Source organism: Lelliottia sp. F153, assembly GCF_002870005.1.
In the GTDB taxonomy this organism is placed as follows: Bacteria; Pseudomonadota; Gammaproteobacteria; order Enterobacterales; family Enterobacteriaceae; genus Enterobacter; species Enterobacter nimipressuralis.
In genome coordinates, this window is sequence record NZ_PKFT01000008.1 from 125,389 (window position 1) to 146,847 (window position 21,459).

A 21,459-nucleotide genomic window follows, 5' to 3' on the forward strand; every position below is an offset into this window, starting at 1 on the left:
GATTAAAAAATGGCTAAAAATTCTGTGATTAAAACAGCTTCTGTACTGGCATTTGAACGCAAACTGGCGAACTCAGACGCCGTAATGTCATCCGGCAACTGGCAGGGTACGCAGTGGCAGCCAGTTCACATCCAGGAAAAGGCGGTACGCGGTACCATCTCCAACCGCCTGAAAAATGCGCTGGCTAGCGATCCCGCAAAACTCGATGCGGAAATCCAAAAAGCCAACCTGCAACGGGTGGATGTCGCGGCGCTTCCGGCGGATGCCGACACACTGAAAATGGCGTTTTCCTTGCGCGTGCTAGGCAATCTCTCCATGCCATCCGTCTGTAACGACAAGCAGTATCAGGATGCGTTACAGGCAGTGATTGAAGGCTATATCAGTAAAAACGGTTTCGCGGAACTGGCGCTGCGCTATGCGACAAACCTCGCCAACGGGCGCTTTCTATGGCGCAACCGTGTCGGGGCTGAGCATATCAGTGTGATCGTCAAAGGCAGCAAAACCTGGGAGTTTGACGCGCACTACTACTCCCTGCGTGATTTTGACCAGCGTGACGCGATAGTTCAGGAACTGGCCAATGAAATCGCCGGCGGTCTGAAAGGCGATTCATTCGTCCTGTTGAACGTAGAAGCGTATGTGCGTCTGGGCCAGGGACAGGAAGTGTTTCCGTCTCAGGAACTGGTCCTGGACAGTAACAGCACCAAAAGCAAAGTGCTTTATCAGGTTAACGACGTGGCAGCGCTGCACTCTCAAAAAGTGGGCAACGCGTTGCGCACCATTGATACCTGGCACCCGCAGGTGCAGGAGCTTGGCGCGATTGCCGTCGAGCCTTACGGTTCTGTCACCAGCCGCGGTATCGCCTGCCGTCAGCCGAAAGAAAAAATGGATTTCTATACCCTGCTGGATAACTGGGTTGTTAAAGGCGATGAACCACCCGTTGAGCAGCAGCACTATGTGATGGCGGTGCTGATCCGCGGTGGCGTGTTTGGTGAGAAATCGGAATAAGGGGCGCTCATGGACAGCTACCAGGATATTCGTGTACTGCCGGACCCTGAGTTTCAGGAACCGATGCTGATGGCGGCATTGTTTGCCAAACTGCATCGGGCGCTGGGTGCAAGGGGTGAGGGGGATATAGGCATCAGTTTTCCGCATCATGGAAAAACGCCAGGAGGGACAATCCGACTGCACGGCACTCACGATGCGCTTACCGCACTGGAAGCCATGCGCTGGCGAGCCGGTCTGAACGATTACTGTGCGGCATCAGCACTTGCGCTGGTTCCGACAGATTGCGGCTGGCGTACCGTGGAGCGTGTACAGGTCAAAAGCAATTCCGCCCGCCTGATGCGTCGGTCAGTACGTAAAGGCTGGCTGACGGAGGAAGAGGCTGAACAGCGAATTCAGGAGATGAAAAACCACACTACGGATTTACCTTTCCTGCAGCTTAAAAGCCTCTCAACCGGGCAACCGTTCCGCCTGTTTATACGCCACGGCGAGATTCAGCCAGAACGGCGTAGCGGCACATTCGGCAGTTACGGTTTGAGCGCGACGGCAACGGTACCGTGGTTCTGAACCTGGTATGCCATGCCAATGACGTTGGCATGGCACGACTCTGGACGAGTGAAAAGATGAGGAATGGACACCCCAGCTCTTCAGATAGAATCAGGAAGACGCGCAGCGAAATGGTTTTAGGGTGTGCGTAAGCAAGACACCCTAATTTTTACGACAATTGTAATACGCTGTTTTTGTTGGTTTTTAATAATCAAGTTCAAAAAAGGGTTTTAGAAGGATAAATGATGATATTTTTATTTTAATCATAGGGTTATTCATATGATGTTTCTGTTCACTGCCGTACAGGCAGCTTAGAAATTGCGCCAGCGCGCTAAATCAGTGCCCCAACTGTTCACTGCCGTACAGGCAGCTTAGAAAAACCAGAACGCAATCAATCGGCAGGCACTGAAGTTCACTGCCGTACAGGCAGCTTAGAAAACTGTCGCCGAACATAAACATCAGCAACTTATGTTCACTGCCGTACAGGCAGCTTAGAAAGTCAACCGGGGAGATTCATCAACAAATGTGGAGTTCACTGCCGTACAGGCAGCTTAGAAAGACTACATCAATGCTGTTGCCGTTGGGCAACCGTTCACTGCCGTACAGGCAGCTTAGAAAACTGTTTCCCCCTGCTTTTCTGATCCCTTCAAGTTCACTGCCGTACAGGCAGCTTAGAAATTCGACGTCGTCCGGGCGTCCGTCCACCGCGCGTTCACTGCCGTACAGGCAGCTTAGAAACCAGGCTGGCCAGTGGCCAGCTCTCCAGTTATGTTCACTGCCGTACAGGCAGCTTAGAAACAATGTTTCTGGACTCGCCATGTTAACAGGTTGTTCACTGCCGTACAGGCAGCTTAGAAACGATGCAGCCACCACAGGCACAGCAGGACAAGGTTCACTGCCGTACAGGCAGCTTAGAAAACAGATAGCTGTAGCAGGTGTTATTCAAACTAGTTCACTGCCGTACAGGCAGCTTAGAAAGTTGAGGGCATATTCACCGCGAAAGCCAGGAGGTTCACTGCCGTACAGGCAGCTTAGAAATAACCGTGCTATTCAGCAGATTGATACGGAGAGTTCACTGCCGTACAGGCAGCTTAGAAATACGTTGACGCTGTATTGCTGATTGTACTGATGTTCACTGCCGTACAGGCAGCTTAGAAAGCAGTACAGCGTAGCTTTACCGATCACCTGCTGTTCACTGCCGTACAGGCAGCTTAGAAAATCGAGGTCGACCGCAATCACCTCGAAGACGACGTTCACTGCCGTACAGGCAGCTTAGAAAATCGCTGCAAACGATAAACGGGAATATTACCGGTTCACTGCCGTACAGGCAGCTTAGAAAGTCACCCGCGTCGGCGTCGCCCCCCTTTTTCGGTTCACTGCCGTACAGGCAGCTAAGAAATCCTCCGGGGCGAGCGTGTATGCGTACCCCAGGTTCACTGCCGTACAGGCAGCTTAGAAAATACGGATATCTGCATGAGAATGACGGGCAGAGTTCACTGCCGTACAGGCAGCTTAGAAATCATTAGCATCCGACCTAACCGCCAGCCAGACGTTCACTGCCGTACAGGCAGCTTAGAAAGTCATCGCGAACGGCCAGCGCAGTAGCGTAAGGTTCACTGCCGTACAGGCAGCTTAGAAATCAGCCCCACGCTAACCGATCGTTTCTAACGAGTTCACTGCCGTACAGGCAGCTTAGAAAACAACGTCGTTTGTGACATTCATCGGCCCGATGTTCACTGCCGTACAGGCAGCTTAGAAAGACTTCAGGGAAGGATAATCCATTGCCGTACCTGTTCACTGCCGTACAGGCAGCTTAGAAAAGGGCGGGATCTGGGCTGGCGTAACTATCGATGTTCACTGCCGTACAGGCAGCTTAGAAAGTCGAAAGGCGCAGGCCGGATGCTTTCAGTGTGTTCACTGCAGTACAGGCAGCTTAGAAATCGTAAAGCAGCTGAGATATGGGCAATAAAAAGTTCACTGCCGTACAGGCAGCTTAGAAATTATCCGCCATCTGCGCGCCAGTATTGAAAATGTTCACTGCCGTACAGGCAGCTTAGAAACGTTGCAACTACCCGACCAGTCAGACCAGCGCGTTCACTGCCGTACAGGCAGCTTATAAATGATGTGTCAGCATGGTAAGGCGGTCACGAGATGCGATGGGTATGATAAAAAAATCCACGCAAGCGCGTGGATTTTATAGTTCTGCGATTCTTGTGAGATTCAGTGACCTCACGAGACAACAAATTTTATTTAGACGTTAAACAAGAAGTTCATTACGTCGCCATCTTTGACGATGTAATCCTTTCCTTCTGCACGCATCTTGCCGGCTTCTTTCGCGCCTTGTTCACCTTTGTAGGTGATGAAGTCTTCAAACGCGATGGTCTGTGCGCGGATAAAGCCTTTTTCGAAGTCGGTGTGGATTTTACCGGCCGCCTGCGGAGCGGTGGCACCGACAGGGATGGTCCAGGCGCGTACTTCTTTCACGCCAGCGGTGAAGTAGGTTTGCAGGTTCAGCAGCTCATAGCCCGCGCGGATAACGCGGTTCAGGCCCGGCTCTTCCAGGCCCAGCTCAGCCATGAACTCTTCGCGGTCGGCATCGTCCAGCTCAGCGATGTCAGACTCAACGGCAGCACATACAGCAACAACGACAGAGCCTTCGCCAGCGGCGATTTCACGCACTTTGTCGAGGTACGGGTTGTTTTCAAAACCATCTTCGTTGACGTTCGCGATGTACATGGTTGGCTTCAGGGTCAGGAAGCTCAGGTATTTGATCGCCGCTTTATCTTCTTCTGTCAGATCCAGCGCGCGCAGCATGCCTGCGTTTTCCAGCTGTGGCAGACATTTTTCCAGGGCTGCCAGTTCTGCTTTCGCGTCTTTATCGCCGCCTTTGGCTCGTTTCTGCACGCGGTGGATTGCGCGTTCGCAGGTGTCCAGATCGGACAGGGCAAGCTCAGTGTTGATAACGTCAATATCGTCAGCCGGATCGACTTTGTTATTCACGTGGATGATGTTGTCGTTTTCAAAACAACGCACTACGTGGCCGATGGCTTCGGTTTCACGGATATTAGTCAGGAACTGGTTGCCCAGGCCTTCACCCTTGGAGGCGCCTTTTACCAGGCCCGCGATGTCGACGAATTCCATGGTGGTTGGCAGAATGCGCTGTGGTTTAACGATTTCAGCGAGCTGATCCAGACGTGGGTCAGGCATCGGCACGACGCCGGTGTTCGGCTCAATCGTACAGAACGGGAAGTTTGCTGCTTCGATACCCGCTTTGGTGAGCGCGTTAAAAAGGGTGGATTTGCCCACGTTTGGCAGACCAACGATACCGCATTTAAATCCCATCTTTAAATCACCTTAATGTCTTGATATTCAACCCGTTAGCATTAACCGATTGAAGAAAAGTAAATAACTTTGCCTATTATACACGTAACCGCCGTCACGCGCGGTAAAAATGGCGTCTCGCGCGGACTACTGCGCTTTAAAGGCGTGTAAACGATTTGTCGCTTTGGTCAAACCTTCTTTAAGCCACACCTCGGTACAGCGCGCCGCTTCGTCTACGGCATCGTCAATAAGCTTCTGCTCGGAAGCGGGTGGTTTACCCAGTACAAAACCGACAACTTTGTTTTTATCGCCCGGATGGCCGATTCCCACGCGTAAACGATGAAAGTTCGGGTTATTGCCGAGTTTGCTGATGATGTCTTTCAGGCCATTGTGACCGCCGTGACCGCCGCCGAGTTTGAATTTAGCGACACCGGGCGGTAAATCCAACTCATCGTGGGCGACCAGAATTTCATCCGGATTGATGCGATAAAACGTCGCCATCGCCGCCACGGCTTTACCGCTCAGGTTCATGAATGTGGTCGGAACAAGCAGACGCACATCGGCTCCCGCGAGGTTGATACGTGAGGTATAGCCATAAAATTTCGGCTCTTCACGCAGGGGGGCACGTAACCGCTCGGCCAGCAGATCGACATACCAGGCTCCGGCGTTATGGCGGGTGGCCGCATACTCTGCGCCTGGGTTGGCAAGGCCGACAATCAGTTTAATCGTCACGTTTCAATTCCTAAAGGTTCCAGATTTGCCGCGTAGTTTACTGTCTGGCGCGCCGCTTGACAAAATTCTGCGGCAGGAAGAGGGGAAATTTGAATAATGACGGGTTTGAATCATTAGAATTTCAAGCTGTTCAGGCGCTTATTTGTAAACTTTTGTCTCGGGCGTGCTCATTATTGTGATCATTCACGCAACTCATAAAAGACCCGTTGTCTATACTTTACACACAAGGATTAGGGACATTTCCCTGCAACCCAAAGTTCCGGAGGTGACATATGAAACGCAGAAACGCTTCACGACTCGGTAACGTGCTAATGGGGTTGGGCCTGTTCGTGATGGTAGCAGGTGTGGGTTATTCTATTTTAAACCAGTTGCCGCAACTTGACCTCCCACAATACTTCGCGCACGGCGCGGTGCTAAGCATCTTTTTAGGTGCTGTTTTGTGGCTGGCAGGGGCCCGCGTGAGTGGTCATGAGCAGGTCAGCGACCGATACTGGTGGGTACGCCATTACGACAAACGCTGCCGCCGGGACCAGCATAAACCTAGCTAGTACACCTGCCGGGTAACCGCAGCGCTAACCAGCCTGCAAAAGATGAATACAAAAACGGCTCCTGATGGAGCCGTTTTTATGCTTAGAGATCCGCTAATGCCGCTTCGCGATTCGGGTAGAACGCCAGGCGCCCCGGAATCGGCTGCACACCCGCGCGCGCCATGGTGCGCAGGGGCTGGAACTCAAGATTACTCACCCGCAGTTCGCAGCCTTCCGGCAGACGCTTCACAAAGCGCTGGAATGCATCCAGACCGCCAGCATCCAACACCGGGACTGCATCCCATTTCAGCACCACAATCCGCTTCCCGGAAATACGCGATTCCAGATCGCTGAACAAACCTTCCGCCGCCGCAAAGAACAGTGGGCCGATAACGCGCAGCACCAGCACATCCTCCGGCACCTCGACATTCACCGGTGACAGGCGCGTCATCTGCGCAATGCGGCGCATAAACAGCAGCGAGGCCAGCACAATCCCGACGCTGATGGCGATAACCATGTCAAACAGCACCGTGAGGGACATACAGATTAGCATTACGATGATGTCGTCTTTCGGCGCACGGCGCAGGAGATGCACCACTTTGTGCGCCTCAGACATGTTCCACGCTACCATCAGCAGCAGGGCGGCCATCGCGGAAAGCGGGAGCCACGACAGCAGCGGAGCGAGCGCCAGCAAGGCGAGGATCACCAGCAGAGAGTGGATAACCGCAGACACTGGCGAGGTAGCTCCGGCGCGCACGTTGGCCGCAGAACGGGCAATCGCTGCCGTGGCGGTGATGCCGCCAAAGAACGGCGCGATAAGGTTACCCAATCCCTGGCCGACCAGCTCGCTGTTGGCTTTGTGCTTGGTGCCGGTCATACCGTCGAGCACCACCGCGCAGAGCAGCGATTCAATCGCGCCGAGCATCGCCATAGAGAACGCCGCCGGGAGCAGGGCGCGCAGGGAGTCCCAGCTTAGGGTGAAGTCCGAGCCAGGTAAATTCCACGGCAGCACCAGCTGAGGCAGTAGCTGAGGAATGCCGTTGCCCTGGGAGCCATCCGCCAGAATGTAGTGGAACTGCGAGCCGATAGTGGCGACGTGTCCGCCGAGGAGGTTAACCACGCCCATCACTGCGCAGCCCAGCAGCAGCGCGGGAAGATGCCCCGGCAGGCGAATGCCCAGCCGTGGCCAGAGAATTAACGTGCCGAGCGTGACGATACCGATCGCCGCATCGCCCAGATTCGCTGTCGGCAGGGCCATAAACAGGGCACCGACCTTTTGCAGATAGTGTTCGGGCACCTGTGCGAGCTGCAAACCGAGAAAATCTTTGATTTGCATGGTCCCGATGGTGATGCCGATCCCGGAGGTAAAACCGAGCGTCACGGAGAGCGGGATGTACTCGATCAACCGGCCAAAACGGGCCAGACCGAACAGAATCAAAAATACGCCAGACATCAGCGTGGCGACCAGCAAACCGGCCAGACCAAACTGCTGGGAGACCGGGTAGAGGATCACCACAAAGGCTGCTGTCGGGCCGGAGACGCTAAAGCGCGACCCGCCCGTCAGGGCGATGACAATCCCGGCAACTGCCGAGGTGTACAGCCCGTACTGCGGGGCAACGCCGCTGCCAATCGCCAGTGCCATCGCCAGTGGAATGGCAATAATCCCGACGGTGATCCCGGCGATAACATCACGCAGAAAACGTGATGAGGTGTATTTTTCTTTCCAGCAGGCGTCGATGAGGGCGCGAAAGGGCAGAACATGTGAGGACGCTACGTTTTTCACAATTCTCTTTTTCCGTGAGCACATCATCTGTCATGTGAATGGCAGGTGAAGGAGGTATTAATCATACAAATAGGTAATGAAGACAAAAAAACCCGCCGCAGCGGGTTTTTGGGCCGTGTTCGATTAGTGTTCGAACATCGCAGAGATGGATTCTTCGTTGCTGATACGACGAATCGCTTCGGCCAACATGCCTGACAGGGTCAGGGTACGTACGTTTGGCAGCGCCTTGATCTCATCACTTAATGGAATGGTATCGCACACCACCACTTCGTCGATGACGGAGTTGCGGAGATTGTTGACAGCATTGCCGGAGAAGATCGGGTGAGTTGCGTATGCAAACACACGCTTAGCACCACGTTCTTTCAGCGCTTCAGCGGCTTTGCACAGCGTGCCGCCGGTGTCGATCATGTCATCAACCAGCACACAGTCACGGCCAGCGACGTCACCGATGATGTGCATCACCTGAGAGACGTTAGCGCGCGGACGGCGTTTGTCGATGATCGCCATGTCGGTATCGTTCAGCAGTTTGGCAATCGCACGAGCACGAACCACGCCGCCGATGTCCGGAGAAACCACAATTGGGTTATCCAGGTTCAGCTGCAGCATGTCTTCGAGCAGGATTGGGCTGCCGAATACGTTATCAACCGGAACGTCGAAGAAGCCCTGGATCTGCTCTGCGTGCAGGTCAACGGTCAGAACGCGGTCAACACCGACGCTCGACAGGAAGTCAGCAACCACTTTAGCGGTAATCGGTACACGCGCGGAACGGACACGACGGTCCTGGCGGGCATAGCCGAAGTAAGGAATAACAGCCGTGATACGGCCTGCGGAAGCACGGCGCAGGGCATCGACCATAACAACCAATTCCATCAGGTTGTCGTTAGTTGGAGCACAGGTGGACTGGATGATGAAAATATCACCACCGCGTACATTTTCGTTAATTTGTACGCTGACTTCGCCGTCGCTAAAGCGACCTACAGCGGCGTCGCCGAGGGAAGTGTACAGGCGGTTGGCAATACGTTGTGCTAGTTCCGGGGTGGCGTTACCAGCAAAAAGCTTCATATCAGGCACGAGAAGAACCTCAGGCATGCGTCCAATGGTGGATAACATTCGCCACTAACTGTGCGGGCCAGGCGAACGCTATCCAGGCGGTGTATTAAAGAGCGCGATGCAACGTCTGGAACAGGGTGACGTTGTCACCGAAACTCAGTCTGCGCCAGAATGGCCTGCTGTAGCGGGGAAGTGTTCATCCCACGCGCCACAAAACCATGCAGCCATTCCGGGGCTTGCTCTAGCACCTGACGAGCGGCGAATTCGGTGTCAAATTCAGCAAAAACACAGGATCCTGTGCCAGTCAGGCGCGACGGGGCGTATTCTAACAGCCAGGAAAGCACCGCATCAACCTCGCGAAAACGTTTTCTTGCGATAACCTCGCAATCGTTGCTGAATTCACATTTTAGTAACGTTTCTATTGACCGGACGGGAGTGTTCCGTGGCAACGCCGGATCCTTAAAAATAACCGGGGTCGGAATACTCACACCAGGATGGGCAATCAGATACCATTTCTCCGGTGGATCGACCGGCGTGAGGATCTCGCCAACCCCTTCGGCAAATGCGGCGTGACCGCGAACGAACACCGGTACATCGGCGCCGAGCGAAAGCCCCAGCGCGGCCAGTTCATCAGGTGTTAATCCGCAGCCCCAGAGATGGTTCAGGGCAACCAGTATCGTCGCGGCATTAGAAGAGCCGCCTCCCAGACCGCCGCCCATCGGCAGGCGTTTCTCGATATGGATATCGGCACCGCTTCCCGCCGGAAGCCTTCCCGAGCCGGCCGCCGCGTTCATCAGCAGCCGCGCGGCACGCACGATCAGATTATCTTCATGAGCGACGCCTTCAACGGGCGTCAGCAGGTGAATCTGGCCGTCGTCGCGCAATTCGATGGAGATTGTGTCGCCATAATCGACAAACTGAAACAGCGTCTGCAGCATGTGGTAGCCGTCAGCGCGTTGCCCGGTGATGTACAAAAACAGGTTCAGCTTCGCCGGAGAGGGCCATTGGCTCATCATTTAACGATCCAGTTATCCATTTTGAGCTTAATACGCTGGCTGCCTTCCGTCAGTTCCATATTGGATGGCAATGCCGGTTTACTTGCGCTGTCATAGCCGCCGTACACCACTTTCCAGGTTTTCCCGTTCTGGGTGTAGTTGAGTTCGCTCAGGCGATACTGGTCGTCGAGTTTGTAATCGGTGGCGTCGCCCGGCAGACCGAGGATCCACTGGCGCAGGCTATTAAGCGGAATCGGCATGCCGGTCAGTTTGCCAATCATCTCTTCGGCATCTGTCGCGGTGTAGTGCTGGCCTTTATTATCGGTGATCTGCGCGGTGCCTGGCTGGGCATTCAGCTCCAGTTCAGTGCTGCCGAGCGGGTTCAGCAACAGCAGGCGATAGCGATCCTGCCCGGTTTGTTGCCAGAAGAAGCGGGCGTACACTTTTTGCTGATCGGAGAGATAAGCGAACGCACCGCGCGTCTGATACTGGCTTAAATTGCGCACCTCTTGCTGGTGCTGACGCCACTGCGGTGAATCAGGACTTTTGCCGGGGCCCTTGGGCGGAGTAATCGAGCAGGCGGTGAGAACCAGCGCCGCCAGCGGTAACAAGCGAATGAATCGGGCCATAGTCGTGACAAATCCTTGAGATGCGTTGCAGTTATAACCCTTAATGCTAGCGCCGGGCGGTGGCAGCGTCTACGTTCATATTGTCTTAAATCATGAAATTAGCCGGAAACGGCTATTACTCCGAAAGGGGGCACTCTCTTTTATTGATCTCGCGCATCCTGTATGATGCGACCTGCTAACCTTATTAACGCTGGTACTACTCCCGCTCACATGACCCTTTTAGCACTCGGTATCAACCACAAAACAGCCCCGGTTTCGCTGCGAGAACGCGTTACGTTTTCGCCGGATACGCTCGACCAGGCGCTGGATAGCCTGCTTGCCCAGCCGATGGTGCAGGGTGGTGTGGTGCTCTCTACGTGTAACCGTACCGAGCTATATCTGAGCGTGGAAGAACAAGACAACCTCCACGAAGCGCTTATCCGCTGGTTATGCGACTACCACAATCTGAACGAAGAAGAGCTGCGCAACAGTCTGTACTGGCATCATGATAATGATGCGGTCAGCCATCTGATGCGCGTCGCCAGCGGCCTCGATTCGCTGGTGCTTGGCGAGCCGCAAATACTCGGGCAGGTCAAAAAAGCCTTTGCCGATTCCCAGAAAGGCCATCTCAAAGCCAGCGAGCTGGAACGCATGTTCCAGAAATCTTTCTCCGTGGCGAAGCGTGTGCGAACCGAAACCGACATTGGTGCCAGTGCGGTTTCTGTTGCCTTCGCAGCCTGTACGCTGGCGCGTCAAATCTTTGAATCGCTCTCAACGGTCACCGTGCTGCTCGTCGGCGCCGGGGAGACCATTGAGCTGGTGGCGCGTCATCTGCGTGAACACAAGGTCAAGCAGATGATCATCGCCAACCGGACCCGCGAACGCGCGCAGGCACTGGCAGACGAAGTGGGCGCAGAAGTGGTTGCCCTCAGCGACATCGATGAACGCCTGAAAGATGCGGACATCATTATCAGTTCAACCGCCAGCCCGCTGCCTATTATCGGTAAAGGGATGGTGGAGCGTGCGCTAAAATCGCGCCGCAATCAGCCAATGCTGCTGGTGGATATCGCCGTCCCGCGTGACGTCGAGCCGGAAGTCGGCAAGCTGGCAAACGCCTATCTCTACAGCGTTGACGATCTGCAAAGTATCATTTCCCATAACCTCGCCCAACGTAAAGCGGCGGCGGTGCAGGCAGAGACGATTGTCGAGCAGGAATCGAGCGAATTTATGGCCTGGCTGCGCGCGCAAAGCGCCAGCGAGACGATTCGCGAATACCGTGGTCAGGCGGAACAGGTACGTGACGATCTGACGGCCAAAGCGATGGCGGCCCTCGAGCAGGGCGGCGATCCGCAGGTCATTATGCAGGACCTGGCGTGGAAGCTAACCAACCGGTTGATCCATGCTCCAACCAAATCACTTCAACAGGCAGCCCGTGACGGGGATGATGAACGCCTGACTATTCTGCGCAACAGCCTCGGGCTGGAATAGCGCCACCCACCCATTTTCTATTACAAGGTGCATTTTACGCCTATGAAGCCCTCTATCGTCGCCAAACTGGAAGCTTTGCACGAGCGCCATGAAGAAGTTCAGGCCCTGCTCGGTGATGCCGCGACTATTGCTGACCAGGATCGTTTTCGCGCCCTGTCGCGCGAATATGCGCAGCTCAGTGATGTTGCGCGCTGCTTTACTGAATGGCAGCAGGTTCAGGAAGATATTGAAACCGCGCAGATGATGCTCGACGACCCTGAAATGCGCGAAATGGCGCAGGAAGAGTTGCAGGACGCCAAAGCGCGCGCCGAAGAGATGGAGCAGCAGCTCCAGGTTCTTCTGCTGCCGAAAGATCCGGACGATGAGCGCAACGCGTTTGTCGAAGTTCGCGCCGGAACGGGTGGCGACGAAGCCGCGCTGTTTGCCGGCGATCTGTTCCGCATGTACAGCCGCTACGCGGAATCCCGCCGCTGGCGCGTAGAAATCATGAGCGCCAACGAAGGCGAACATGGTGGCTATAAAGAAGTGATCGCTAAGATCAGCGGCGACGGCGTGTATGGCCGTCTGAAATTTGAGTCCGGCGGGCACCGGGTGCAGCGTGTCCCGGCGACGGAATCTCAGGGGCGAATTCACACCTCTGCCTGTACCGTTGCGGTGATGCCGGAGCTGCCAGAAGCTGAACTGCCGGATATCAATCCAGCCGATCTGCGTATTGATACCTTCCGTTCGTCAGGCGCGGGCGGTCAGCACGTTAACACCACCGATTCCGCGATCCGTATTACCCACCTGCCGACCGGCATCGTGGTGGAGTGTCAGGACGAACGCTCCCAGCACAAAAACAAAGCCAAAGCCCTGGCGGTGCTCGGCTCACGTATTCGCGCCGCCGAAATGGCGAAACGCCAGCAGGCCGAAGCCTCTACGCGTCGTAACCTGTTGGGCAGCGGCGATCGCAGCGATCGTAACCGCACCTATAACTTCCCGCAGGGCCGCGTGACCGACCACCGCATCAACCTGACGATTTACCGTCTGGATGAGACGATGGAAGGCAAACTCGACTCCCTGATCGAGCCGATCGTGCAGGAATACCAGGCCGATCAGCTGGCCGCGCTGGCCGAGCAGGACTAATGGATTTTCAGGCCTGGTTACGTGCCGCCGCGAGCGAGCTTTCCAACAGTGAAAGCCCGCGTCGCGACGCCGAAATCTTGCTGGAACATGTCACCGGAAAAGCGCGCACTTATCTCCTGGCATTCGGTGAGACGCTGCTGACGCCTGAACAGGAAGCGCAGCTCGCGGCGCTGCTCGCCCGGCGTAAAACCGGTGAGCCGGTGGCGCACCTGACCGGTGAACGGGAGTTCTGGTCGCTGCCGCTGTATGTTTCAGCCGCCACGCTGATCCCGCGCCCGGACACCGAGTGTCTGGTCGAGCAGGCGCTGGCGCGTCTGCCTGACGGTCCGTGTCGCATCCTGGATTTAGGCACGGGCACCGGCGCGATTGCGCTGGCGCTGGCGAGCGAGCGCCCGGATTGTCTGGTTACCGCGGTCGACGTAATGCCTGACGCGGTAGCCCTGGCGCAGCGCAATCTTGCGCGTCTGGGTTTCAGTAACGTTCAGATCAATCAAAGCAGCTGGTTTTCCGCCCTGGCGCAGCACACCTTTGAGATGATCGTCAGCAATCCGCCCTACATCGACGAGCACGACCCGCATCTGTCGCAGGGGGATGTGCGCTTTGAGCCGCTCACGGCGCTGGTTGCAGCGAACGACGGGCTGGCCGATATCGAACATATTATCACGACCTCCCGCGAGCACCTTGTGCCCGGCGGCTGGCTGCTGCTTGAACACGGCTGGACGCAGGGGGCAGCGGTCCGTGCGCTGTTTAGCGCGGCGGGATACGCGAGCGTCGAAACCTGTCGTGACTACGGCGGCAACGAACGCCTGACGCTGGGGAAAAAGCCATGAGCGTCTTCAGCGTGTTGATCGCTGTGCATATTGCCGCCGTGGTACTGACCATCAGCTTTTTCGTGGTGCGCTACTGGTGGCGTTACAGCAACCATCCGCTCATCGACGCCCGCTGGGTGCGCGTTGCTCCGCACTGCATCGACACGGTTTTGCTGCTTTCCGGCGCCGGTCTGATGTGGCTGACGGGCTATCTGCCATTTACTGATAAAGGCGCATGGCTGACTGAAAAGCTGTTTGGCGTTATCATCTACATCGTTTTGGGTTTTATCGCGCTTGGACGTCGTCGTCCGCGCAGCCAGCAGGCCGGTTTTATCGCCTTCCTGCTGGGGCTGGTGGTGCTGTACATCATCATTAAACTCGCCACCACAAGAATACCGTTACTGGGGTAAGTATGAGGTCCTTAGCCGATTTCGAATTTAATAAAGTACCGCTTTGCGATGGAATGGTCCTGATCTCTGAGATGATCCGTGACGATTTCACCTCGCAGTGGGTCTACGATGAGCTGGAAAATCTGGCGAGCCTGGCGCGTGAAGAGATCAGCGAAGCGCGTCCTCAGGACTGGCAGCTGGAAAAATTGATCGAGCTGTTTTACGGCGAATGGGGCTTTTGCGACACGCGCGGCGTGTATCGCCTCTCCGACGCGCTGTGGCTGGATCAGGTACTGAAGAACCGTCAGGGCAGCGCCGTTGCTCTGGGGGCTGTTTTGCTGTGGGTCGCTAACCGGCTGGATATTCCGCTGGTGCCGGTCATTTTTCCGACTCAGATGATTTTGCGCGCGGAGTGGCTGGATGGCGAAATGTGGCTGATCAATCCGTTCAATGGCGACACGCTGGACGAGCACACGCTGGATGTCTGGCTGAAGGGCAATATTAGCCCGGTGGCAGAGCTGTTTAACGAAGATCTCGATGAGGCGGATAACGCCGAAGTGGTGCGTAAACTGCTGGATACGCTGAAAGCCGCGCTGATGGAAGAGCGGCAGATGGAGCTGGCCCTGCGCGCGAGCGAAGTGCTGCTGCAGTTCAATCCGGAAGACCCGTACGAGATCCGCGACCGTGGCCTTATCTACGCGCAGCTGGAATGTGAGCACGTTGCCCTCAACGATTTGAATTACTTCGTTGAGCAGTGCCCGGAAGATCCGATAAGCGAAATGATTCGCGCGCAGATCAACTCGATCGCGCATAAACAAATTACACTGCATTAATCTTAATTCCGATTCACACCTGAATAAGGCGATCCTATGAAACAAAAAGTGGTTAGCATTGGTGATATCAACGTGGCAAACGACCTGCCGTTCGTGCTGTTTGGTGGCATGAACGTTCTGGAATCCCGCGATCTTGCCATGCGTATCTGCGAGCACTACGTGACTGTGACCCAGAAACTGGGCATTCCGTATGTGTTTAAGGCCTCTTTTGACAAAGCCAACCGCTCCTCTATCAACTCTTACCGTGGCCCGGGCCTGGAAGAGGGGATGAAGATTTTCCAGGAGCTGAAACAGACGTTTGGCGTGAAAGTGATCACCGACGTGCACGAAGCGTCTCAGGCGCAGCCTGTTGCTGACGTGGTGGATGTGATTCAGCTTCCGGCGTTCCTCGCGCGTCAGACCGATCTGGTTGAAGCGATGGCGAAAACCGGCGCAGTCATCAACGTGAAAAAACCCCAGTTCGTAAGCCCTGGCCAGATGGGTAACATCGTCGATAAATTCATCGAAGGCGGCAACGATCAGGTCATTCTGTGTGACCGTGGTGCAAACTTCGGTTATGACAACCTGGTGGTCGACATGCTGGGCTTCAGCGTGATGAAGAAAGTCTCTAACAACTCCCCGGTGATTTTCGACGTGACTCATGCGCTGCAGTGCCGTGACCCGTTTGGTGCTGCCTCCAGCGGCCGTCGTGGTCAGGTCACCGAGCTGGCGCGTGCCGGTATGGCGACCGGTCTGGCCGGTCTGTTTATCGAAGCGCACCCGGATCCAGCCAACGCGAAATGCGACGGCCCATCCGCGCTGCCGCTGGATAAACTGGAGCCGTTCCTGAAACAGATCAAAGCGATTGACGATCTGGTGAAGAGCTTCGATGAGCTGGATACCAGCAACTAATCTCTGAGCAAATAAAAAACCCGCCGCGGCGGGTTTTTTTATGTCTGGCGGCGCGGCAATGGCGCAGAACGTCAGGCAAATATCGTCATCAGATAGGCGATAAACAGCGCCAGATGCGCAGCGCCATTCAGTACGTTAGTGCGTCCGGTTGAGAACGAGATCTGGCACAGCAGCAGCGACGCTACCATAACAATCATCTCTGGTGCACCCAGCGCAAAATGCAGATCATTGCCGGTCATAAAGGCAATCAACGTCACCACCGGGACGGTAAGTGAAATCGTCGCCAGCACCGAGCCGAAGAACAGGTTCATGGCGCGCTGGACCTGGTTATTCAGCACCGCTTTCAGGGCACCTAAACCTTCCGGCGAGAGAATCAGCAGCGCTACCAGGAAGCCGGTAAAGGCCACAGGCGCGTTCAGCTCTGTCAGCAGGGTTTCCAGCGGGTTGGCGTTCATCTTGGTGACGGCGATAACCGCAATCAGATGTACGATCAGCCAAACCGTGTGCCACAGGCTGCTGTGCGCTGATGGCTTACCGTGATGCGGGTCATCGTCGTCGCCGTCGTCTTCGTGCTCATACACGAACAGGCTCTGGTGCGTTTTGGTCTGAATCAGCAGGAAGACGCCGTACATCGCGGCGGAAATCAGGGCTACCAGCAGTGCCTGGCCGGTGGTGAAATTCGCACCCGGCAGCGCCATCGGGAAGACCAGCACAATAACCGCCAGCGGGAAGAGGGCGATCAAATACTGTTTAATGCCAAACAGATTCATATATTGGGTGGCAAATTTCCCCCCGCCCAATAACAGCGAGAAGCCCACCAGACCGCCGGTAACAATCATAATGATCGAATAGAGCGTATCGCGCATCAGCGTCGGGGCGGCGTCGCCCGTCGCCATCAGTGCGGAAATCAGGCTGACTTCGAGAATAACGACGGAAAGACTTAAAATCAGAGAGCCATAGGGTTCACCCAGGCGGTGAGCCAGAACATCGGCGTGGCGTACGACGCTAAATGCGCTGGATAAAATACCAATAAGAGCAAGAATGTTAATTCCAACGACCACTGGCAGTGACTGACTACTTCCCCAGAAGAGCAGCACAGCCAGTGCCACAAGCGGGAAAATAAGCGACGTCTCCTTGTGGCGGGTCTTAACCGCCTCATGCGTTGTTGTCATGTGATACTCCGTCAATGCAGGTGTTTGTAATTATAGAATGAAATTGCAGGCCATTAAACTAACAGAAAACCGTTAATTACCAGTGATGTTTTACTTAATTTTACGTCACAGCAGCGATTTTTCTCAAACTGCCCGTAAAAACGTTTTTAATCTAAATACAGTCTAAATAACAGTGTATTAAGTTAATTAATTTCACACAATTGTCATTTTGACTGGCAGGGGAAACAGCCATCGACCACACTTATCTTTTTGACCAAAAAGAGGTGAGTCATGCCCTACAAATCGAAAAGCGACCTGCCCGACAGCGTTCAGCATGTACTGCCTGCCCACGCACAGGATATTTATAAAGAGGCGTTTAACAGCGCCTGGGATCAATATAAGGATAAAGAGGACCGTCGCGACGATGCGAGCCGCGAAGAGACTGCCCATCGTGTCGCGTGGGCGGCGGTAAAACATGATTATAAAAAAGGAGAAGATGATAAATGGCATAAAAAGAAATAGTCGCCTTATGATTAGCCGCCTCTGTTTTGACTTTTCCGGCTGTTGAACTTTCGTTGTATTGCAACTGGCCTGTGAATTGCTTATCGTTTATTGACTGCTGTCAAAATGAGCAGAAAACGAAATGCCGGGAAGGCGCAACAAGATGTCGCAAGGAAGCATGCAGTGGCGGAGGTGGAAAGTGTTAACGCGTGATTTCTTAATGAAGGCAGATTGTAAGACGGCATTTGGTGCTATTGAGGAATCGCTTCTCTGGTCGGCTGAACAACGTGCAGCGTCGCTCGCAGCGACGATTGCCTGTCGTCCGGATGAAGGCCCGGTATGGATATTTGGTTATGGTTCGCTGATGTGGAATCCCGCGCTGGAGTATGTGGAATCCGCAACGGGCACGCTCCCCGGATGGCACCGCGCATTTTGTCTGCGCCTGACCGCCGGACGTGGCAGCGCCTGTCAGCCTGGCCGAATGCTTGCACTAAAAGAGGGCGGGCGCACCACCGGTGTGGCCTATCGTCTGCCGGACGATACCCTCGAAGAGGAGCTGGCGCTGCTGTGGAAGCGCGAAATGATCACCGGCTGCTACATGCCGAGCTGGTGCAAGCTTGAACTCGACGACGGTCGCACCGTCAACGCGCTGGTGTTTATCATGGACCCGCGTCATCCGTTGTACGAATCCGACACCCGAACGCAGGTGATCGCGCCGCTTATCGCCGCCGCCAGTGGGCCGCTGGGTACCAATGCCCAGTACCTGTTCTCCCTCGATCAGGAATTGACGCGCTTAGGAATGCAGGATGACTGCCTGAACGAGCTGGTCGCTAAAGTGAAAGCATTAATTGAGGGGGATCCCCGCGAAGCGTCATTGCGTCCGGGTTTTGCCTGAAAAGATACGCCCGGCTTGCCGGGCGTAAATGTTATGCAGCGACGTAGCTGACGGAGTGCTCCAGCGACTGACTGTGGCTGTCGATCAGTACATCCCAGGTGCCGGTATAGGGCACCGTTAACCACGCATTGTCTTTATTCTGCACGCTTAAAATATCCGCCTGCGACGACTTCTGCGCTTTAGCGCTCATCAAATGAATATGACAGCGCTCTGAGCAGCGCACCACCACCGTATCCCCGCCAAACAGCTTCAAACTTGTTTTTACCAGTGCCATCTCTTTACCCCATAGTCCGGAAACAACGCTCTCCCTGCGGTTAATCCTGAGCGTGATGTTGTTCACAATTCACTCATTGCATAACACCAAAGGGGAAGAGAGGGGATGCTGATTTTGATCAAAAAATGGCATAACGTTTAAACAAAAATGACAAAATGCCTGAAAGGGTTCAGCTGGCGCGTATTTGAACAGGCCAATACGCGCCGGAAGAAAATTATATGCGGAAATGTCCCGCCGTTTCAGCAAGGTCGCCCGCCTGGCTTTGCAGGGCACTCGCGGCGGCGGCGGATTCCACCACCAGTTCAGCGTTCTGCTGCACCATTCTGTCGAGATGGGTCACGGCGTGGTTAATCTCATGAATGCCTTTCATCTGCTCGCTGGTGGCGATGGTGATTTCACGCATAATCCCCGATACGCTGCCGATGGTGGAGCGGATCTCGTCCATGCTCTCCCCGGCCAGATGCACGTAGCGGGAGCCGGTCGCTACGCTGTGGGCGGTTGAGTCGATCAGCGTTTTGATCTCTTTGGCCGCCTGCGCGCTACGGCTTGCCAGGCTGCGTACTTCTCCGGCCACCACCGCAAATCCGCGACCCTGTTCGCCCGCACGGGCCGCTTCTACGGCGGCGTTCAGCGCCAGGATGTTGGTCTGGAAGGCGATCCCGTCAATCACGCTGGTGATATCACCGATTTTGGCCGACGCCACTTCGATAGACTGCATGGTCGTGATGGCCTGAGACACCACTTCGCCGCCGCGCGAAGCCGCAGCCGACGCTTTGCTCGCCTGATCGTTGGCCTCTGCCGCGGATTCGGTGGACTGGGTGACGGAGGCGGTAATCTGCTCCACGGCGCTGGCGGTTTCACGCAGGCTGGAGGCCGCCTGCTCGGTACGTCCCGAGAGATCCTGGTTGCCCGCCGCGATTTCGCGCGCGGCGTTTTTGACCGACGAGCTGGCGTCGCGCAGCTGCACCATTACTGTCGACAGCTTATCGCTGAAGGCGTTAAAGGCCTGGGCGATTTCCGCCACTTCGTCCTGGCCGTTATCCGGCAGGCGCTGAGACAGATCGTTTGTTCCGTTGGCGATGGCGTGCATCGCATCGCGGATATTTGACAGGCGCTTGAGCAGGCGGGCAATAATAAAATGAACAATCGCACCGCTCAGCAGCACCAGAATCACCAGTGACAACCCCGAGGCTTTCAGCAGAGAGCGCATCCCGGAGGTGGCATCGTTACTGTCGAGGGCGACGACTAACAGCCAGTGAGTCCCCGCCACCGGCGTAGCGATAAAGGTTTTCTCCGCGCCGCCCAGGGTGCCGTCGAGTTCCGTGCCTTTTTTCAGCGCGTTGATATCGACGCCGTTGATGGCTTCATTGAAGGGTTTAAGTGTCAGGGCCGGATCGCTGGCGGCAATCACCGTACCGTCGCTGTCAATCAGCAGGCCGCTGCTGGCAGGCGTCGGGTGAATACCCCGCACGTTAGCCACTACGCTGTCCATCGCCACATCCCCGGCGACCACCGCTTTCAGCTCACCATTTTCCTTCACCGGCACGGCAAAGGTCACCACCAGTTTACCGGTTCCTGCATCCACGTAGGGCGCAGTAACGACAGGCGCATCGGCGCTGACGACCTGCTGATACCACGGGCGTACGGTTGGATCGTAATCCGCCGGGACGCCTGCGGGGTCAGAGAATTTTGCCGTTTTGCTGGCATAGCCGACGTAGACGTTGGTGAAGCCACCGGCCTGAGCCAGTTGCTTAAACACCGGGACCGGATCGTCGCTCAGCGCCACGGATTGCGCGGAGGCGATCACCGTCAGCTTGCTATTAACCCAGTCGGCAATGGCGAGATTATGGCTGGCACTGGTGCTGGCCAGAATATCGCGCTGCGACTGCTGGTTATCCTGCCGCGTGACCTCGAAGTTAATAATGGTATTCAGAAGAAGGGCGACAACCAGACAACCTGTTGTCGCGGCGATGATACGGGCACGGATTGATCTTAACATTCACTGTGTACCTGCTGAGTTGACTTAAGTAGCCTATCGGCAACCCAGCCGGTAACTTGATGGTGCAACCGCGTCCATAAGTAAAAAATATGTTTACGGGTTTATTATTAAAAAGTTAATACTTTATCGGCGGACAGGGTCCACTGCGCCAGTTCCACCAAGGTGCCAATCTCAACGCCGTCAATCAGCGGCAGGGCGGTGATCCCACGCCCGTCGGTGCAGGTCTTACACAGTTTCACGGGCACATCCTGGGCGGTGAGGATCTCAAGCATCTGCTGAATGTTATAGCCCTCTGCCGGTTTTTGCCCTTTCAGCCCGGCGGTGACGGCATCGGACATCAGAAACAGACGCAGCTCCAGTTCACTCTCCTGATCGCGCAGGGCGATGGCGAGGCGCAGGCTGTTGAACAGGGATTCACTGCCGTAGGCCGCGCCGTTGGCGACAATCACAATTTTCTGCATGGTAACTCCTCAGTGTAATAAGGCACGGATAGGGCTTAGTCCACGGGATAATATTGACCCCGCAGAGTAAGCATGACGA

Annotated in this window: 21 protein-coding genes and 1 CRISPR repeat array; of the genes, 11 read left to right on the forward strand and 10 right to left on the reverse strand. The window is 55.3% G+C overall.

Going from position 1 to position 21,459, the window contains the following annotated elements; genetic code table 11:
• Positions 1-9: 9 nt before the first annotated feature.
• Together csy3 and cas6f are read left to right on the forward strand one after the other, a co-directional pair.
• Positions 10-1,005, forward strand: a complete 996-nt coding sequence (csy3, locus tag F153LOC_RS17090) for a type I-F CRISPR-associated protein Csy3 (RefSeq protein ID WP_102103904.1) — start codon at positions 10-12, stop codon at positions 1,003-1,005.
• A 9-nt stretch (positions 1,006-1,014) separates the two neighbouring features.
• On the forward strand, positions 1,015-1,569 hold the full coding sequence (gene cas6f / locus F153LOC_RS17095) for a type I-F CRISPR-associated endoribonuclease Cas6/Csy4 (RefSeq protein ID WP_102103903.1): 555 nt from the start codon (positions 1,015-1,017) through the stop codon (positions 1,567-1,569).
• Positions 1,570-1,838: 269 nt separating this feature from the next.
• Positions 1,839-3,668: a CRISPR direct-repeat array (repeat unit 28 nt; unit sequence GTTCACTGCCGTACAGGCAGCTTAGAAA).
• A gap of 130 nt (positions 3,669-3,798) precedes the next feature.
• Here the strand turns inward: cas6f and ychF are convergent.
• Complete coding sequence (gene ychF / locus F153LOC_RS17100) at positions 3,799-4,890, reverse strand: redox-regulated ATPase YchF (RefSeq protein ID WP_100779904.1); 1,092 nt, start codon at positions 4,888-4,890, stop codon at positions 3,799-3,801.
• 126 nt (positions 4,891-5,016) lie between these two features.
• Complete coding sequence (gene pth, locus F153LOC_RS17105; protein WP_100779905.1) at positions 5,017-5,601, reverse strand: aminoacyl-tRNA hydrolase; 585 nt, start codon at positions 5,599-5,601, stop codon at positions 5,017-5,019.
• A 272-nt stretch (positions 5,602-5,873) separates the two neighbouring features.
• Between pth and ychH the strand changes: the two genes are divergently transcribed.
• Positions 5,874-6,149, forward strand: a complete 276-nt coding sequence (gene ychH, locus F153LOC_RS17110; protein ID WP_100779906.1) for a stress-induced protein YchH — start codon at positions 5,874-5,876, stop codon at positions 6,147-6,149.
• An 82-nt stretch (positions 6,150-6,231) separates the two neighbouring features.
• On the opposite strand, the gene dauA is transcribed toward ychH, so the two are convergent.
• From dauA to lolB, 4 genes are all read right to left on the reverse strand, one after another.
• The gene (gene dauA / locus F153LOC_RS17115) at positions 6,232-7,911 is read right to left on the reverse strand and encodes a C4-dicarboxylic acid transporter DauA (protein ID WP_102103902.1); all 1,680 of its coding nucleotides are present in this window, start codon (positions 7,909-7,911) and stop codon (positions 6,232-6,234) included.
• A gap of 123 nt (positions 7,912-8,034) precedes the next feature.
• Positions 8,035-8,982 (reverse strand): ribose-phosphate diphosphokinase, encoded by a 948-nt coding sequence (gene prs, locus F153LOC_RS17120; RefSeq protein WP_003856663.1) that lies wholly within the window; start codon positions 8,980-8,982, stop codon positions 8,035-8,037.
• Between the two features lie 125 nt (positions 8,983-9,107).
• Entirely contained in the window at positions 9,108-9,977 is an 870-nt protein-coding gene (ispE, locus tag F153LOC_RS17130) for a 4-(cytidine 5'-diphospho)-2-C-methyl-D-erythritol kinase (protein WP_102103901.1), read from the reverse strand.
• Complete coding sequence (gene lolB, locus F153LOC_RS17135) at positions 9,974-10,585, reverse strand: lipoprotein insertase outer membrane protein LolB (RefSeq protein WP_102103900.1); 612 nt, start codon at positions 10,583-10,585, stop codon at positions 9,974-9,976. Before lolB ends, ispE begins: the two co-directional genes overlap by 4 nt.
• A 210-nt stretch (positions 10,586-10,795) precedes the next feature.
• Between lolB and hemA the strand changes: the two genes are divergently transcribed.
• Genes hemA through kdsA form a run of 6 tightly spaced genes read left to right on the forward strand, consistent with a single transcriptional unit; the run spans position 10,796 to position 16,099 of the window.
• On the forward strand, positions 10,796-12,052 hold the full coding sequence (hemA, locus tag F153LOC_RS17140) for a glutamyl-tRNA reductase (RefSeq protein WP_102103899.1): 1,257 nt from the start codon (positions 10,796-10,798) through the stop codon (positions 12,050-12,052).
• A gap of 42 nt (positions 12,053-12,094) precedes the next feature.
• Positions 12,095-13,177, forward strand: a complete 1,083-nt coding sequence (gene prfA, locus F153LOC_RS17145; RefSeq protein WP_100779911.1) for a peptide chain release factor 1 — start codon at positions 12,095-12,097, stop codon at positions 13,175-13,177.
• Positions 13,177-14,007 carry a peptide chain release factor N(5)-glutamine methyltransferase gene (gene prmC / locus F153LOC_RS17150; RefSeq protein WP_102103898.1) on the forward strand — a complete coding sequence of 277 codons (831 nt, stop codon included), beginning with the start codon at positions 13,177-13,179 and terminating at the stop codon, positions 14,005-14,007. Before prfA ends, prmC begins: the two co-directional genes overlap by 1 nt.
• On the forward strand, positions 14,004-14,396 hold the full coding sequence (gene sirB2, locus F153LOC_RS17155; protein ID WP_102103897.1) for an invasion regulator SirB2: 393 nt from the start codon (positions 14,004-14,006) through the stop codon (positions 14,394-14,396). Before prmC ends, sirB2 begins: the two co-directional genes overlap by 4 nt.
• A 2-nt stretch (positions 14,397-14,398) precedes the next feature.
• Positions 14,399-15,208 carry an invasion regulator SirB1 gene (gene sirB1 / locus F153LOC_RS17160; RefSeq protein ID WP_100779914.1) on the forward strand — a complete coding sequence of 270 codons (810 nt, stop codon included), beginning with the start codon at positions 14,399-14,401 and terminating at the stop codon, positions 15,206-15,208.
• A 36-nt stretch (positions 15,209-15,244) separates the two neighbouring features.
• Positions 15,245-16,099, forward strand: a complete 855-nt coding sequence (kdsA, locus tag F153LOC_RS17165) for a 3-deoxy-8-phosphooctulonate synthase (RefSeq protein ID WP_100779915.1) — start codon at positions 15,245-15,247, stop codon at positions 16,097-16,099.
• 71 nt (positions 16,100-16,170) lie between these two features.
• On the opposite strand, the gene chaA is transcribed toward kdsA, so the two are convergent.
• Positions 16,171-17,271, reverse strand: a complete 1,101-nt coding sequence (chaA, locus tag F153LOC_RS17170; RefSeq protein WP_100779916.1) for a sodium-potassium/proton antiporter ChaA — start codon at positions 17,269-17,271, stop codon at positions 16,171-16,173.
• A 270-nt stretch (positions 17,272-17,541) separates the two neighbouring features.
• On the opposite strand from chaA, the gene chaB reads away from it, so the two are divergent.
• Positions 17,542-17,772, forward strand: a complete 231-nt coding sequence (chaB, locus tag F153LOC_RS17175; protein ID WP_102103896.1) for a putative cation transport regulator ChaB — start codon at positions 17,542-17,544, stop codon at positions 17,770-17,772.
• 178 nt (positions 17,773-17,950) lie between these two features.
• Positions 17,951-18,646 carry a gamma-glutamylcyclotransferase gene (locus F153LOC_RS17180; protein WP_100779918.1) on the forward strand — a complete coding sequence of 232 codons (696 nt, stop codon included), beginning with the start codon at positions 17,951-17,953 and terminating at the stop codon, positions 18,644-18,646.
• A 31-nt stretch (positions 18,647-18,677) separates the two neighbouring features.
• On the opposite strand, the gene F153LOC_RS17185 is transcribed toward F153LOC_RS17180, so the two are convergent.
• The 3 genes from F153LOC_RS17185 to F153LOC_RS17195 all read right to left on the reverse strand — a co-directional run bounded on the left by F153LOC_RS17185 (position 18,678) and on the right by F153LOC_RS17195 (position 21,380).
• Positions 18,678-18,920 carry a DUF1883 domain-containing protein gene (locus F153LOC_RS17185; protein WP_100779919.1) on the reverse strand — a complete coding sequence of 81 codons (243 nt, stop codon included), beginning with the start codon at positions 18,918-18,920 and terminating at the stop codon, positions 18,678-18,680.
• Between the two features lie 214 nt (positions 18,921-19,134).
• Positions 19,135-20,919 carry a methyl-accepting chemotaxis protein gene (locus F153LOC_RS17190; protein ID WP_102103895.1) on the reverse strand — a complete coding sequence of 595 codons (1,785 nt, stop codon included), beginning with the start codon at positions 20,917-20,919 and terminating at the stop codon, positions 19,135-19,137.
• A 107-nt stretch (positions 20,920-21,026) separates the two neighbouring features.
• A complete protein-coding gene (locus tag F153LOC_RS17195) occupies positions 21,027-21,380 on the reverse strand; it encodes a DsrE/DsrF/TusD sulfur relay family protein (RefSeq protein WP_102103894.1) in 354 nt (117 codons plus the stop codon).
• Between the last annotated feature and the right edge of the window lie 79 nt (positions 21,381-21,459).

Bases quoted from the DNA above. Each gene is read 5' to 3' on its own strand.
- F153LOC_RS17195 (WP_102103894.1), bottom strand. From the start codon at position 21,380: ATGCAGAAAATTGTGATTGTCGCCAACGGCGCGGCCTACGGCAGTGAA.
- ispE (WP_102103901.1), bottom strand. From the start codon at position 9,977: ATGATGAGCCAATGGCCCTCTCCGGCGAAGCTGAACCTGTTTTTGTAC.
- cas6f (WP_102103903.1), top strand. From the start codon at position 1,015: ATGGACAGCTACCAGGATATTCGTGTACTGCCGGACCCTGAGTTTCAG.
- F153LOC_RS17185 (WP_100779919.1), bottom strand. From the start codon at position 18,920: ATGGCACTGGTAAAAACAAGTTTGAAGCTGTTTGGCGGGGATACGGTG.
- sirB2 (WP_102103897.1), top strand. From the start codon at position 14,004: ATGAGCGTCTTCAGCGTGTTGATCGCTGTGCATATTGCCGCCGTGGTA.
- prfA (WP_100779911.1), top strand. From the start codon at position 12,095: ATGAAGCCCTCTATCGTCGCCAAACTGGAAGCTTTGCACGAGCGCCAT.
- kdsA (WP_100779915.1), top strand. From the start codon at position 15,245: ATGAAACAAAAAGTGGTTAGCATTGGTGATATCAACGTGGCAAACGAC.
- chaA (WP_100779916.1), bottom strand. From the start codon at position 17,271: ATGACAACAACGCATGAGGCGGTTAAGACCCGCCACAAGGAGACGTCG.
- ychH (WP_100779906.1), top strand. From the start codon at position 5,874: ATGAAACGCAGAAACGCTTCACGACTCGGTAACGTGCTAATGGGGTTG.
- sirB1 (WP_100779914.1), top strand. From the start codon at position 14,399: ATGAGGTCCTTAGCCGATTTCGAATTTAATAAAGTACCGCTTTGCGAT.
- lolB (WP_102103900.1), bottom strand. From the start codon at position 10,585: ATGGCCCGATTCATTCGCTTGTTACCGCTGGCGGCGCTGGTTCTCACC.
- prmC (WP_102103898.1), top strand. From the start codon at position 13,177: ATGGATTTTCAGGCCTGGTTACGTGCCGCCGCGAGCGAGCTTTCCAAC.
- ychF (WP_100779904.1), bottom strand. From the start codon at position 4,890: ATGGGATTTAAATGCGGTATCGTTGGTCTGCCAAACGTGGGCAAATCC.
- csy3 (WP_102103904.1), top strand. From the start codon at position 10: ATGGCTAAAAATTCTGTGATTAAAACAGCTTCTGTACTGGCATTTGAA.
- F153LOC_RS17190 (WP_102103895.1), bottom strand. From the start codon at position 20,919: ATGTTAAGATCAATCCGTGCCCGTATCATCGCCGCGACAACAGGTTGT.
- hemA (WP_102103899.1), top strand. From the start codon at position 10,796: ATGACCCTTTTAGCACTCGGTATCAACCACAAAACAGCCCCGGTTTCG.
- chaB (WP_102103896.1), top strand. From the start codon at position 17,542: ATGCCCTACAAATCGAAAAGCGACCTGCCCGACAGCGTTCAGCATGTA.